This is a genomic window from Bradyrhizobium sp. SZCCHNR1043 (assembly GCF_032489675.1).
Classification (GTDB): Bacteria; Pseudomonadota; Alphaproteobacteria; order Rhizobiales; family Xanthobacteraceae; genus Bradyrhizobium.
The window spans coordinates 86,742-100,060 of record NZ_JAUEYN010000013.1; the positions used below are offsets into that span (position 1 = coordinate 86,742).

Below are 13,319 nucleotides of genomic sequence, written 5' to 3' on the forward strand. Positions count from 1 at the left end.
CGCAACGCTCGTCACACCCATCGGACTGACGGCAATTGCATGACTGCAGCGTCTGCAGGACAGCTTATTATGTCTCACTTTCGCGCGCTGAACGCCCCGACGCCGTATCTGTTTTTCACCGGGAAGGGTGGTGTCGGTAAGACGTCGCTTGCATGTGCCACCGCTGTTGGCCTCGCCGACCGTGGACTACGCGTTCTTCTCGTCAGTACCGACCCGGCGTCGAACCTGGACGAGATGCTCGAAGTCACTTTGACTGATCGCCCAGCGCCGGTGGCAAACGTGGCCGGACTTTCGGCCATGAATATCGATCCCGAAGCTGCTGCCGAGAGCTATCGCACCCGGGTCCTCGAACAGCTCGGACCGGAAGTCACCGCCGGTGAGCGGTCGACTGTGCGCGAGCAGCTCTCCGGAGCTTGCACCACCGAAATAGCCGCCTTCGACGAGTTCGTGGGACTGCTGGACGGCGATATGGCAGGATTCGATCACATCATATTCGATACGGCCCCGACCGGCCACACTCTAAGGCTGCTCAGCCTGCCAAAGGCATGGACCGGCTTTCTCAAGGACAATGACCGAGGAGCGTCCTGCCTCGGGCCGCATTCAGGCTTGAAGATGCAGGAGGACCGCTTTCGCAAGGCGCTCCAGGCCTTGGGCGATTCCGAGCGGACCACTATCGTTCTCGTCACCCGCGCCGACAAGGGGGCCATCCGTGAGGCGGCCAGAACATCGGGCGAACTCGATGCGCTCAATCTCTCGAACCAGCTCTTCGTGGTGAACGGGCGCTTCCACGCGGCGGATCGAACTGACGTCGTCGCGACTGCCCTTGAGCGGGATCAGGACGAGGCACTAGCGGCAATGCCTGCGTCGCTCACGAAACTTCCGCGAGACGAAATCCCGTTGCTTGGTTTCGACATCGTGGGTCTGACGGCTCTGAGGGCGCTTCTGTCGCCCTCCAGCCAGCCTTCAGTTGCTGCGAGCATGCCGAACCTGGAACCGGTTGACCTGCCGGGCCTGGACCGGTTGGTCGATGACATCGCGCGGGATAAGCACGGCCTCATCATGGTCATGGGCAAGGGCGGCGTCGGAAAGACGACGATTGCTGCCGCCATTGCCGTGGGATTGGCCAAGCGGGGTCATGCCGTCCACCTCAGCACCACCGATCCCGCAGCTCATGTCGCTTTCGTGGTCGATGGCGCCATGCCTGGCCTCACCGTTGACCGGATCGACCCTCGGGTCGAGACGGAGCGGTATGTCGCGAAAATCCTGGCAAGTCGGGGTTGTGATCTGGACGAGCAAGGCAAAGCTCTGCTGCTCGAGGACCTCGCTTCGCCATGTACCGAGGAAGTCGCCGTCTTCCATGCCTTCTCGCACGTTGTTGCGGAGGCCCGTAGCGACTTCGTCGTGCTCGATACGGCGCCCACGGGCCACACGCTACTCCTGCTGGATGCGACCGGGGCCTATCATCGCCAGATGACAAGCCAACTTGCGCCAAGCGGAGCCGGGCGTATCGTCACCCCGCTAATGAGGCTGCAAGACCCCACCTACACAAGGGTGATCCTGGTGACGCTGCCGGAGACGACTCCGGTTTCAGAGGCCGCTGCTCTTCAGGAGGACTTGCGGCGCGCCTGCATTGAGCCATTCGGCTGGGTAATCAACAAATGCCTGATTGCATCGGGAACTCACGATCCCCTGCTGCGATCGCGACTCGTCAGAGAGCGGACTCAGATCGCTCGCGTTCGGAACGGCCTCGCAGAGCGGGCATTCATGGTCGGTTGGCGAACCAAGTCTCCTGTTGGCGTGAGGGAGCTGGCGGCGCTGTCGTGATGACGGCGTCTCCCGACCTACGCGACCGGCAGCGAGATCGAAGTGGGCGGCCACGCAGTGGGTGGCTTGGAGGCTCGGTTACCAACCTCAGCTTGGACAACCATGGTTCGAGCTGATCTCGGGAGTACCCATCTACTTCCAGCCAGCATTCTTCTGGTGGTGGTACGCCTATGACGCGTAAGCGCCGCAGGTCTTCGTAGAGGGGGCTTACATCGCGTCGTCTGGCGGATTCATCTCGATCACGGTTGCCGTTGGCATGTCGGTATGGCGGGCGCGCGAAGCCAAGACTGCCGCGACCTACGGTTCAGCTCGCTGGGCGACGCATCAGGAGATTCGGGCTGCCGGCCTTACCGGCCCTGATGGTGTCGTGCTCGGGCGTTTCGAGCAAAATTACCTGCGTCATGATGGACCGGAACATGTGCTGTGCTTCGCGCCGACCAGGTCCGGTAAAGGCGTCGGTCTGGTGGTGCCAACGCTGCTGACCTGGCCGGGCAGCTGCATCGTTCACGACATCAAGGGCGAGAACTGGACCCTGACCTCGGGCTTCCGAGCCCAACACGGCCGGGTCTTGCTGTTCGATCCGACCAACGCGAAGTCAGCCGCCTATAATCCATTGCTGGAGGTGAGGCGCGGCGAGTGGGAGGTGCGCGACGTGCCGCTGCACTTTGATGAGCTCGACCTGTAGGTCGTGCAGCACGGCGCGATAGATCTTTCCGCTTTCGTGTTGCGGGTCGTCTTTTGGATGATTTCGACATTTGCTGACATCTGATGGCGTAGGCTCAAAAATAGCTCGCGCCTGACTTGGTGTCAGTCGGAATCAATATCGGCTGATTGGGTGCGGCGACCCGCAGGGGCGTCGCACCTACTCAACCTCGAAGCTCACCGCTCCTTGTCGCCCATGTGGTGCGGCGTCGACGTCGCGGGTCCGCCGCGGTAGTGGTGACCGCCGGTGCCCTGGGTCTTGGTGGAGACGCCGACCGTCTCCTTCTTGCCCATATGGTGGGGGACTTCGGTCTTCGGCCCTCCCTGATAGTGATGGCCGTTCTTTTCGGTGTCGGATGATCCGGTCTGCGCCATCGCTGGCAACGCAATGAGCGACAGGGCCGCGGCAGCGGCAAGAATTTTGGGAAGGGTCATATTGGCTTCTCCATTGTGAAACTTGGACGACAGATGTCGGGTCGCGGTCTTGCGTGAAGATCCCAGACGAAGCTCGTTTGCGCTGTGAAAAAATCCACATCAGCGAACGGATCGCTGACGATAAGAAACCGCGCAGGAAGCAATTTAGAGTTGGGATCGCTTCTAAGATTGACTTGCATCAATCGGTAGCCGGTAAAAATCGGCACTCATTGCAACCAATCAACTGATCAGCGGGAGGGTTCCATGAAACGTCTGGCACTGCCTGTCGCATTGCTGCTTGCAACGGCGAGCACAACGTCCTGGGCGCAATCGGCCGCCGATCACGAAGCGCACCATCCTGACCAGAAGGGGGCGCCCGCCGCCGCACAACCTCAGTCGCCTGCCGGCCAGCCCGGAATGATGGGACAAGGCATGATGGGTGGCAGGGGCATGATGGGCGGCAACATGCCCATGGCGAACATGATGGGGATGATGGGGCAATCGGGCGCTGAAGGGGGCTGCGCTGGCATGAGCGGGTTGGCCACCATCGACCGGGTCGAGGGCCGGATCGCCTTCCTTAAGACCGAGCTCAAGATCACCGATGCGCAGGACGCCGCCTGGAATGCCTTCGCCGACGCACTCCGCACCAACGCAAAGAGCCTTGGCGAGGTGCGCGCCTCGATGATGCCGCAGACGGGGGCTGGGCAGCAAGGCTTGGTCGATCGTCTTGCGCTGCAGGAGAAGTGGCTGGCTGCGCGCCTGGAAGGCACCCGCGCGATGAAGTCGGCGCTGACAAACCTCGTCGGCACCCTTTCCGACGAACAGAAGAAAACCGCCGACGAACTCCTGGCGCCACATATGGGCATGAACGCGATGGCGCGCATGATGCCGTCCGGCCAGATGCAACCGGGAATGATGACGCAGGGTCAGGGACGGTAAGGCTCCGACTCGCCCATTGGAGGGCTGCCATGGCCCACGCTTTCCTCCCTGAGACCCTCCGCGAACACAGATCGCAGGCTGGTCCAGTGGTCAGGCCATTGGCGGATTCTTCCGAGCCGGCCGCCGGTGCCGCTCCGACGGCCGCCATCGGCGTGTGGCCTGGCGACAACATCACGCCGCCCCATCAGGCGCTCGGCTGGATTCCGAGTGTTTACTCCGACACGGACGACCTGAAGCGGGCGGGCCAGCGCATCGTCTATCTCGTCAACCCGCATGTCGGGCATCTCGGCATCTTCGTATCCACGAGCGTCGCGCGTCTCGACTGAGCCGCGCTCTCTAATCCCAATCAACTCTGTCAAACAGCCTGCCGCTCGCCGCAGCCTTGCTCACGGTCATGCCGCCGCGATCCCGCGGCCGTGTCGGCCCGAGCTCTGCTGCAGTTGGCGTCCTCGTCAGACGAGAGGGCGCGGGGAAGGCCGGGTGCTGGTCGCACCCGCGGTCCGCGTGCAGCAAAAAAGCACGCGGCAGAACCACAGGTACGGCCGAACATCCGGCCTTCCCCGCGCGATGGCTTTACGGCTTATACGCGATCTCCCCGGGGACCGGCTGTCTTGCCCCCGTCGCCCGCTGCGCTCGTCATGAGCGCCGCGACCTTGACGCCAGCATCGGGGCGCCAGGACCACGCGACTTCGCCGTCCGCACCTCATCAGTCGTCGCGCAAAAGCGCCTGACGAAGCCGCGGCCACCGCATCCCCCGCCTCACGTGCCGTGACGATCGCGATACGCCCCTCTCGGCGAAGCAGGATGGCGGGAATAAAATCACTGATTTGGGGGTGGTGTCAATAACGTTTCCGGCATTCAGAAATCTGCGGCATGCAGCTTTGCCGTGAGGGTGCACGTCGACTGCCGTGTTGGCCGCCATCAAACTCACGGATGGTTGCCGACCTGCCTTTCGAGCACGACGAATGATCGCCGTTTGCCGCTCATCAGAAACACGCGGAAAGAAAAGTGCAGCGTCACCGTAATCCCCCGCGTAATCCCTAGCGTTCTCCCCTTGCTTGGCGATCTGGGGGGTAGTGCCTCGAGATAAATGTTGCGAACCGGCTTACGCAAAAGGTGGCGTCGACTTCGCCAAAGCGCCTAATCTTGTCGACATTGAAATCTTCAAACATCACTTCGCGGTATAACTTGGACACATTGTCAAACATTGCGGGAAGGGACCCTTCGGGATCGAGCTTTCGTTCGACCAACGTTAGACTCCTTACCTCGGTGCGAAAGCGCCACTTGCATTGCTTTAGAGAAAGCCTCAGGCCAAGTGCCAGATTTCTAGACTTTCCGTCGTAGAGAGTTATGTGGGGCTTTCCCTCCGGGAAATCCGGCTTACGCCAGACTCTGTCTTTCTCAGGAAGGTCGCACTCAAGCAGAACTGTATTTTGCTTCTCTGAGAAAAAAGCGGCAATTCCCCTGAGAAATACCGATTGCGGGCTATATGCCAATCGTTCCAGCAAGGCGTCTTGCTTTCGCTCGTACGGACCTCGCACAGTAATATGAGGGCGGCGCAAGTAGTCTGGCTCGCCCACGAACCTAATCAGTTCAAGTGCCGCTTCTAGCCGCTCGTCACTCAGGTAGAGACCATAGAACCAAGCCATTACACAATGCCTAGATTACCAAATATCTGACTTTGCGTTGGTTCATGTCTATTCGTGTAAGCATGTCAAACATCCTGTCCCCAAAGAGGGCAGCTTCCTTGAAGGCGTTTGTCCTATTTTTCTCGTCGGCGAAGTACGCGGCTAGCTCGTCCGGTGATTTTGCCGTAGTCCGTAGAAATGAAGAATACAGGGCGATTGCATCCTTAACCGCAGTTTTGGCCTTCGGTCTCCGATCGGCTATCTGGGCTAAGCGATCTATGGGTGCGAGTTCGCAGAGGTCGGCGACGTCCTTCGGCTCCACACTCGTGTCGAAGGTAGACAGAATACCGATGGTGGCGAAGCACGTCAGTGCTCGACTAAATTTTAGCTTGTAGTTCTTAATTTGCTGCTTACGTCGTCTTGCGCTGTCGACCTCACGATTTGAGCCGAGGGCGTTCCGTCGATTTTCGTAGTTTAAGCAAAGTGTCTTCCAAAATCGGATTATGTCATTAGTCAGGAATGTAGGTCTGAAGTCTTCGGGGTGATGCGGGTAATCGCGAAAATATGACTCGATAATATTCTCTGTGGCTGTTTGGAATGCTGCGGCGTTCGTCAGTGGGCGCCCTTCAAGGAGGAGTAGCAATCGGGCGGTGAAATGATTTGCGTAATCGTCCGACCGGCCTCCAAGATTATCTAATATTTCTGGCACAAAGAGCACGCTTAGAAACTCTCCATCGTTAGAGAACTCAGGAAAATGCATGGCGCGAGCTATGTCGATTATTTCAGACATCATCTGAATTTTCGAGATGTTGAGCCCGGCGTATTCTGAAGGCCGCTTGTTGCACAAGAAGAAAAGGTCGATGTCCGAATGTCTGCCGGCTTCAAGGCGTCCGTAGGATCCCGACGCAAAGATGCTTAGATCTGGAAGAGATTGTAAGTGCTTGGATTGGCTGATTTGGTTTCTGAGATCATCTAAGCGAGTGCTGGAGAAAGCTGCGCGCTCGACGAGACATTCCTGAACTTCACGTTTTAGCCCAAGCTTATCACGCCACTTCATTGGCTTACCCACGAGCGCTGGTGCAAAATGGTTGAGGAAGTATCTAGCTGGTCACTAAATGGTGCATGATAGTTGCGATTGCAGAGATTGCAACCCGCTGAGAGCGTGTTCGAGCGCAAATAGGGTGTGCGAAAAGCACCCCGTTTTGTCGGGCGTTTCGATAGCAGTGCAGGAAATATACCCGTCGGCCCGTCGGGTTACGGTGACGCTGCACTAAACTTTGCCAACGACGACGAGGCATCCGGCACGCCGAGGCCCACCCCCGCGAACAAGCCGGCCGATCAGGAGCCGAAATAGCGGCTAGATGTCGATGTGACCTCTCTCACGGTCAGCCGCGCGATTGCGCGTCAATGTCGGCCCATGTGTTCCTGGCACGCCGAACAAGGGATGTGATGACATGCGCTGGAGTGACTCAGCCAAGGGATTTGCGGTCATCCTGGCGGTGACCGTCGCGGGATGCCTGTCCACGACCTATGTCGACCACCGATTTGCCGCGCTTGAAGCATCCGCGGATGCGACAACGAGCCCGCCCCCGACATCCTCCGCTTGCGTCGACGAAGACGGGCGCTGGCACAATTGGCCGTGGGCGAATGTGCCGATGCTCTCGCCGGCGTGTCGGCAAAATCGATAGCACGTAGGGCGGATGAGCGGAGCGTAATCCGCCATGCAGGATCATCGATGTCGGCTTTGGACCGTCGGCCGCAAGCTCGATGAGCAACCCCTCGCCGATCAAGCTGGTTCACGGCAGGAACGAGCTTCCTCCAGGAATGAGCGCCGACGGCTGTTGGCACGCAGCGTAAGCTGGCGGATTACGCTTCGCTCATCCGCCCTACGAACTACGAACGGTCGGACTCTTTCTGACTCAAAGTCACAGGCATCCCACGACAGCCACGAATCGCCTTTGACTCCAGGTTGCCAAAGTGATCATCTTCTCCATTGACGGGAGAGGCGGGCTCCAGCCAATCACACGCACCCAGGGAGGCGATGATGAACGGCAACAACAACAAGCTCGTGGCGGAGGCGATCGGGACGTTCTGGCTCACGTTCGGCGGTTGCGGCAGTGCGGTGATCGCGGCGGGCGTGCCGAATGTCGGGATCGGCATGCTCGGCGTGTCGCTGGCGTTCGGGCTCACCGTGGTGACCATGGCCTATGCGATCGGGCACATCTCGGGCTGTCATCTCAATCCGGCTGTCACGGTGGGGCTGGCCTGCGGCGGGCGGTTCCCGACCGGGCTGATTGTGCCCTACATCGTCGCGCAGGTGGTCGGCGCCATCGTTGCTGCTGCCGTGCTGTACGCGATCGCGAGCGGCGCGCCGGACTTCAGCACGGCGAGCGGCTTTGCCGCCAATGGCTATGCGGAGCATTCGCCCGGCAAATATGGGTTAGGGGCCTGCCTGCTCAGCGAGTTCGTGCTGACGATGATGTTCCTGTTCGTGATCATGGGCGCGACCCATGGCAAGGCGCCGGTGGGATTTGCGCCGCTGGCGATCGGGCTTGCGCTGACGCTCATTCACCTGATCAGCATCCACGTCACCAACACCTCGGTGAACCCGGCGCGTAGCACCGGGCCGGCGCTGTTCGTCGGCGGCTGGGCGCTGGCGCAGCTCTGGCTGTTCTGGGTGGCGCCGCTGCTCGGCGGCGCGGCCGGCGGCTTCATCTATCGCTGGCTGAGCCCGGAGCCGGCCGGCGAGGTGACCGGCGAGCGGACGGGGCAGGGCGCGGTCGCGAAAAGCGCCTAGGAAGATCTCCTCACGCGGTTGGATCGGGCCGCGTCACGGCCGATGCTGCGGTCGCGCCGCTCTTGATCGCCGCCGGCTCTGTTGGATAATGCGCGCCTTGTCAGCGTTCACGATCTTGCAGGTGCGGTGATGAGCCGGGGGAACAAGGAGCCGGTGTCCGATCGCGTCGCTAGGGCGGCCGAGGCGCTGCTGGCCGAGCAGCACTACGTCAGCATCGCCGACCTGTTCTGTGGCCTCGGCTGGCTCGATGCGAGCTTGCTGGAGCAGTGGCGGCGCGGACAGGTCGGCTCGCTGGAGGAGGTCACGCGCTCCGGTCTCCCGCGCATCAAGGAGGCGATGACGCATGTTCGTGCCTGGGCGCTCGCCAAGGGGCTGAGCCCGAGCGAGACCGCCTATGTCGCACAGACGCCACGCCGGCAGCCGCTGCGGTTCAGCCGCAGCAATGATCCGCAACTTGAAGAGCTGTTCCGGACGCACTGGGTCTCGCCGGCGCTCTCCGAGAAGAAGCGCGAGCGTGTGGCAGCGAAGGCGAGCCGGGTGCCGGAGCTGGTGGCGATCCTGCCGACGCGGGACGGTTGGAGCTGTCATCGCTGCGGCGGGACCGGCGATTTCCTGATGATGGAGGACGGTGGTCCGGCATGCCTCTCATGCGTTGGTCTCGGCGATCTCGTCTTTCTGCCCGCGGGCAACGCGCTGCTGTCGCGGCGGGCCAAGGCGAAGAGCAAGCGCCATGCGGTCGTGGTGCGCTTCAGCCGGACGCGTGGGCGATACGAGCGGCAGGGGCTGCTGGTCGAGCCGCAGGTGCTGGCCGAGCTGGGCAAGGACACCGCGTGAGCACGGCGCAGGACGCGCCGCCGATCGTCTCCATGATCCCGCCGTGCTACGATGCTCGTCCGGAGCGGGGCATCCGATGCGCCTGCTCCGGCGTTCTGCTGCGACAGGTGAGGCCGCAATGTTCGTCGACTTGCCCGGTGGCTGGCCGCATGATCCGAAACCGGAGCCGCCGAAGCGGCGGCTGTCGCCGCGGCGTGAAAGGCTGCTGCTCGTGCTGATCGGCTTCAACATGATGCTGCTTATGGTCGCACCTATCGGCGGTGCCACGCTGATCCACTGGCTGGTCGCCGCACTCTCGCGCTGACGCGGCGCGAGCCGCCGAGCTGTAGAGGCCGGCCTACACCTTCATGTCGATCACGGTCCGGCTCATCTCGTCGCTCGCCTTCAGCACTTTTGCATTCGCGGCAAAGCTGTATTTGGCGACGAGCTGGCTGATCATCTCCTGCGCGAGATCGACATTGGGCGCCGCGACCAGGCCGTCCTTGTTGGCGAACGGCGCCGAGGGATCGTAGCTCGCTGTGGTCCCGGAGCCTGCACGGGTGATGCTCGTCTGCGTGCCGCCGCCGGCGACGTCGCTCTGCACCAGATCGAGCGGCACATAGGCTTTCGGGGCGCCCGCCGGCAGCGTGCCGTCGGCATTGGGCAGCGCGCCGGTGCTCCGTGCATTGGCGACGTTCGAGGCGGACACCTCGAGGCGGCGCGAAGCCGCGTTCATGCCGGAAACTGCGATGGTTGCGGTGGGGCTCATGGGACGCTTGCCGACGACGATGATCCCCGCAACTAAGCCCTGCGCGTGCCAAGCAAGCGTCAACATCGGCCGCGACATTCGATCGTCCGCGGCAAGGTTTCGTTGACCATCGGCCGGTCGCCAGCGGCGGCCGACGGCGCTCAGGACGAGCTGTTCTGATCGTCACGCAGCAGCGCCAGGGCGCCCGCCGCGTCGTCCGCGGCGGAGACGAGCACATATTCGCCGCGCGCCGCGCGGACGCCGCCGGTGACGACGACCGCCCGCTTCGGGCACAGGCCGAAGCAGCTCGTCATGACGACGCGCGCAGGCTTCTCGCGGGCGCCACTGCCGCGCTCCCGCTCTGATGTCAGCGCATGCTTGATGGCCTTGTTGATGGCCTTGGGGTCATCGCTGCGCTTCAGGCATTTGCGGCAGACGAGCACCGGGGCGGCGCGGTTGGGGCGGACGAGGGGAGGGACAGCCATGCCTCCCAGCTAAGCGGCCTCCCGAGACGCCGCATCCCTCATGGATGGGGAGCCGTCGTGCGGCCGGCGAGGTTCCGGGGCCAGCGCGCCGGTCGTTGCGCCGCAACCTGCCGAGGTTGGGCTATTGCCCATGGTCCGAGCATATGATCTGGTCTGGGCGAGGCCGCTGCGCCCGCCTGGGGATGGCGGCGGGCTTCGGTTCCCGGCGCCGCGGCCGCCATGCCATAGTGCTGGCCGATCCGCGTCGAGCCTCTGCTTGGCCGGGGTAGCAGCGACTGGAAGGAGACCGCGCGGCGTCATGGCGGGCAGCGACAGCGACAAATCACGGCTGGACGACGCCGCCCGCGCCGGCTGGCTGTATTTCATCGCCGGCCACACCCAGGACGAGATCGCCCGGATGCTGCAGGTGTCGCGCGCCTCGGCGCAGCGGCTGGTGTCGCTGTGCCTCGCCGAGCGACTGATCACCTTCCGGCTCGAGCACCCCATCGCGTCCTGCATGGCGCTCGCCGCCCAGCTCAAGGAGCGGTTTGCGCTGGTGCATTGCGAGGTGGTGCCGACCGACCCGGCTGCGCCCACCGGGTCTGCAGGAATCGCCGAACGCTGCGCCAACCTGCTGGAGACGACGTTGCGGGCCGAGACGCCGGTCATCATCGCGCTCGGAACGGGGCGGGCGGTGCGGGCCGCGGTCGAGCGCGTCACGCCGATCGACCGCCCCGAGCACCAGATCGTCTCGCTGGTCGGCAACATCCTGGCCGACGGCTCGGCGAGCTTCTTCGACACCGTCGGCCGGCTCGCCGACCGCACCGGTGCGCGGCATTATCCGATGCCGCTTCCGTTCCTGATGGGCACCGAGGACGAGCGCGACCGCATGGTCCGGCTCGATGCCATTGCCAAGGTCAAGGCGGTGGCCGACAAGGCCGATCTCAAGCTGGTCGGCATCGGCCAGATGGACCAGAAGGCGCAGATGCATGTCGACGGCTTCGTCACCCGCGACGAGCTCACCGAGATGATGCGGCTCGGCGCCATCGGCGAGATCACCGGCTGGGCCTATGACGCCAAGGGCAAGGTGATCGCCGGTGGCACCAACCGCAGGCTCACCAGCATTCCGCCCGAGGTGCCGGCGCGCGCCATGACCATCGCGGCGGCGCTCGGTCCGGCGAAGGTCCCGGCGATCCGCGCTGCGCTCAAGGGGCGGCTGATCAACGGCCTGATCACCGACGAGGCCACGGCGCGCGCCGTCCTGGCGTGACAGCCTTAGGCCTGCGCCGCTGCTGGCCTCTGCGGCAACGGCGCGGCTCTTTCAATCCAAGGTCATTTTCTTGCCGCGCCGCACAACCTGTGGGCGCCGACGCATGCTTGACAAAGTCTGACCGGTGTTGTGAACATCAGCTCAGCCCGTGAGCATATGTTCACGCATCGCGGGATTGAGGGAGGACACCGTGAAGACCATCTTCACTCGGACGAGCATGCTTTGCGCGCTGGCAGGCGCTGCGCTCCTGACCGCGCCCGTCATGGCCGAGACCAGCCTGACCATCGCCACCGTCAACAATGGCGACATGATCCGGATGCGGGGCCTGACCAGCGAATTCACCAAGGCCAATCCCGACATCTCCGTGAAATGGGTGACCCTGGAAGAGAACGTGCTGCGCCAGCGCGTCACCACCGACATCGCCACCAAGGGCGGCCAGTTCGACATCCTCACCATCGGCACCTACGAGGTGCCGATCTGGGCCAAGAAGAACTGGCTGGTGCCGCTCGACAAGCTCGGCGCCGACTACGACGCGAACGACATCCTGCCCAAGATCAAGGATGCGGTCTCCGTCGACGGCAAGCTCTACGCCGCGCCGTTCTACGGCGAGAGCTCGATGGTGATGTACCGCACCGACCTGTTCGACAAGGCCGGGCTGAAGATGCCGGAGAGCCCGACCTGGGACTTCGTCATCGATGCCGCCAAGAAGCTCACCGACAAGCAGGGCGGCGTGTTCGGCATCTGCCTGCGCGGCAAGGCCGGCTGGGGCGAGAACATGGCGTTCCTGACCGCGATGTCGAACTCGTTCGGCGCGCGCTGGTTCGACGAGAAATGGCAGCCGCAGTTCAACACGCCGGAATGGAAGAAGACGCTGTCGACCTATGTCGACCTGATGAAGGAGGCCGGCCCTCCCGGCGCCAGCTCGAATGGCTTCAACGAGAACCTGGCGCTGTTCAACTCCGGCAAATGCGCGATGTGGATCGATGCCACCGTGGCGGCCTCGTTCGTGACCAACCCGAAGGAGTCGAAGGTCGCCGACAAGGTCGGCTTCGCGCTGGCGCCGAACACCGGCCTCGGCAAGAACGCCAATTGGCTATGGGCGTGGAGCCTCGCGGTGCCCGCCGGCTCGCAGAAGGTCGAGGCGGCGGAGAAGTTCATCGCCTGGGCGACCAGCAAGGACTATCTCAAGCTCGTCGCCTCCAAGGACGGCTGGGCCAACGTGCCGCCGGGCACGCGCACCTCGCTCTACAAGAACGAGGAGTATCTGAAGGTCGCGCCGTTCGCCAAGCTGACCCTCGCCTCGATCGATGCCGCCGATCCGAACAAGCCGACCGTGAAGCCGGTGCCGTATGTCGGCGTGCAATACGCCGCCATCCCTGAATTCCAGGGCATCGGCACCGCAGTCGGACAGCAGTTCTCGGCTGCGCTGGCCGGCTCGATGACGGTCGATGCGGCGCTGGCGGCGGCGCAATCATCCACCGAACGCGAGATGAAGCGCGCCGGCTACATCAAATAGGCGCGCCACGTCCATCAGCTCGAAGCCAAAACTCCTCCCGAGCTGATCACTGGCGGCCATCCCTCCCCACAGGGATGGCCGCATTTTTTCTCTGCTCGAACGCGACATGCGAGACCCGTAGGGTGGGCAAAGCGAAGCGTGCCCACCGTCGGGCCGCGAACCGTGAAGACGGTGGGCACGGCGCTCCGCGCCTTTGCCCACCCT

General features: G+C 63.0%; 12 protein-coding genes and 2 pseudogenes. 9 read left to right on the plus strand and 5 right to left on the minus strand.

Going from position 1 to position 13,319, the window contains the following annotated elements:
• The first annotated feature begins 69 nt into the window (after positions 1–69).
• Positions 70–1,824: an arsenical pump-driving ATPase gene (gene arsA / locus QX039_RS22900; protein ID WP_315773562.1), complete on the plus strand. Its 1,755-nt coding sequence runs from the start codon at positions 70–72 to the stop codon at positions 1,822–1,824.
• A 43-nt stretch (positions 1,825–1,867) separates the two neighbouring features.
• Positions 1,868–2,479 (plus strand): annotated as a pseudogene (locus tag QX039_RS22905) (type IV secretory system conjugative DNA transfer family protein); the annotation flags it as partial.
• Between the two features lie 224 nt (positions 2,480–2,703).
• Here QX039_RS22905 and QX039_RS22910 read toward each other — a convergent pair.
• A complete protein-coding gene (locus QX039_RS22910) occupies positions 2,704–2,961 on the minus strand; it encodes a hypothetical protein (RefSeq protein WP_315736036.1) in 258 nt (85 codons plus the stop codon).
• 243 nt (positions 2,962–3,204) lie between these two features.
• On the opposite strand from QX039_RS22910, the gene QX039_RS22915 reads away from it, so the two are divergent.
• Both QX039_RS22915 and QX039_RS22920 read left to right on the plus strand, forming a co-directional pair.
• Positions 3,205–3,879, plus strand: coding sequence for a Spy/CpxP family protein refolding chaperone (locus tag QX039_RS22915; protein ID WP_315736038.1), 675 nt, complete (start codon positions 3,205–3,207; stop codon positions 3,877–3,879).
• A 161-nt stretch (positions 3,880–4,040) separates the two neighbouring features.
• A pseudogene (locus QX039_RS22920) lies at positions 4,041–4,202 on the plus strand (DUF3141 domain-containing protein); the annotation flags it as partial.
• 717 nt (positions 4,203–4,919) lie between these two features.
• Here the strand turns inward: QX039_RS22920 and QX039_RS22925 are convergent.
• Complete coding sequence (locus tag QX039_RS22925) at positions 4,920–5,528, minus strand: hypothetical protein (RefSeq protein ID WP_315773564.1); 609 nt, start codon at positions 5,526–5,528, stop codon at positions 4,920–4,922.
• Between the two features lie 10 nt (positions 5,529–5,538).
• A complete protein-coding gene (locus QX039_RS22930; RefSeq protein WP_315773566.1) occupies positions 5,539–6,564 on the minus strand; it encodes a nucleotidyltransferase domain-containing protein in 1,026 nt (341 codons plus the stop codon).
• A 987-nt stretch (positions 6,565–7,551) separates the two neighbouring features.
• On the opposite strand from QX039_RS22930, the gene aqpZ reads away from it, so the two are divergent.
• From aqpZ to QX039_RS22945, 3 genes are all read left to right on the plus strand, one after another.
• Positions 7,552–8,304, plus strand: a complete 753-nt coding sequence (aqpZ, locus tag QX039_RS22935) for an aquaporin Z (RefSeq protein WP_315736051.1) — start codon at positions 7,552–7,554, stop codon at positions 8,302–8,304.
• Between the two features lie 129 nt (positions 8,305–8,433).
• Positions 8,434–9,138, plus strand: a complete 705-nt coding sequence (locus QX039_RS22940) for a hypothetical protein (RefSeq protein WP_315736053.1) — start codon at positions 8,434–8,436, stop codon at positions 9,136–9,138.
• A gap of 118 nt (positions 9,139–9,256) precedes the next feature.
• Complete coding sequence (locus tag QX039_RS22945; protein WP_315736055.1) at positions 9,257–9,442, plus strand: hypothetical protein; 186 nt, start codon at positions 9,257–9,259, stop codon at positions 9,440–9,442.
• Between the two features lie 33 nt (positions 9,443–9,475).
• On the opposite strand, the gene QX039_RS22950 is transcribed toward QX039_RS22945, so the two are convergent.
• Entirely contained in the window at positions 9,476–9,886 is a 411-nt protein-coding gene (locus tag QX039_RS22950) for a flagellar basal body rod protein FlgC (protein ID WP_315773568.1), read from the minus strand.
• Positions 9,887–10,026: 140 nt separating this feature from the next.
• Positions 10,027–10,350, minus strand: a complete 324-nt coding sequence (locus QX039_RS22955; RefSeq protein WP_315773570.1) for a hypothetical protein — start codon at positions 10,348–10,350, stop codon at positions 10,027–10,029.
• 298 nt (positions 10,351–10,648) lie between these two features.
• On the opposite strand from QX039_RS22955, the gene QX039_RS22960 reads away from it, so the two are divergent.
• Together QX039_RS22960 and QX039_RS22965 are read left to right on the plus strand one after the other, a co-directional pair.
• Entirely contained in the window at positions 10,649–11,599 is a 951-nt protein-coding gene (locus QX039_RS22960) for a sugar-binding transcriptional regulator (RefSeq protein WP_315773572.1), read from the plus strand.
• Between the two features lie 217 nt (positions 11,600–11,816).
• A complete protein-coding gene (locus QX039_RS22965) occupies positions 11,817–13,115 on the plus strand; it encodes a sugar ABC transporter substrate-binding protein (RefSeq protein WP_315773582.1) in 1,299 nt (432 codons plus the stop codon).
• Positions 13,116–13,319: the final 204 nt, after the last annotated feature.

Bases quoted from the DNA above. Each gene is read 5' to 3' on its own strand.
- QX039_RS22945 (WP_315736055.1), top strand. From the start codon at position 9,257: ATGTTCGTCGACTTGCCCGGTGGCTGGCCGCATGATCCGAAACCGGAG.
- aqpZ (WP_315736051.1), top strand. From the start codon at position 7,552: ATGAACGGCAACAACAACAAGCTCGTGGCGGAGGCGATCGGGACGTTC.
- QX039_RS22965 (WP_315773582.1), top strand. From the start codon at position 11,817: ATGCTTTGCGCGCTGGCAGGCGCTGCGCTCCTGACCGCGCCCGTCATG.
- QX039_RS22960 (WP_315773572.1), top strand. From the start codon at position 10,649: ATGGCGGGCAGCGACAGCGACAAATCACGGCTGGACGACGCCGCCCGC.
- QX039_RS22925 (WP_315773564.1), bottom strand. From the start codon at position 5,528: ATGGCTTGGTTCTATGGTCTCTACCTGAGTGACGAGCGGCTAGAAGCG.
- QX039_RS22955 (WP_315773570.1), bottom strand. From the start codon at position 10,350: ATGGCTGTCCCTCCCCTCGTCCGCCCCAACCGCGCCGCCCCGGTGCTC.
- arsA (WP_315773562.1), top strand. From the start codon at position 70: ATGTCTCACTTTCGCGCGCTGAACGCCCCGACGCCGTATCTGTTTTTC.
- QX039_RS22910 (WP_315736036.1), bottom strand. From the start codon at position 2,961: ATGACCCTTCCCAAAATTCTTGCCGCTGCCGCGGCCCTGTCGCTCATT.
- QX039_RS22950 (WP_315773568.1), bottom strand. From the start codon at position 9,886: ATGAGCCCCACCGCAACCATCGCAGTTTCCGGCATGAACGCGGCTTCG.
- QX039_RS22915 (WP_315736038.1), top strand. From the start codon at position 3,205: ATGAAACGTCTGGCACTGCCTGTCGCATTGCTGCTTGCAACGGCGAGC.
- QX039_RS22930 (WP_315773566.1), bottom strand. From the start codon at position 6,564: ATGAAGTGGCGTGATAAGCTTGGGCTAAAACGTGAAGTTCAGGAATGT.
- QX039_RS22940 (WP_315736053.1), top strand. From the start codon at position 8,434: ATGAGCCGGGGGAACAAGGAGCCGGTGTCCGATCGCGTCGCTAGGGCG.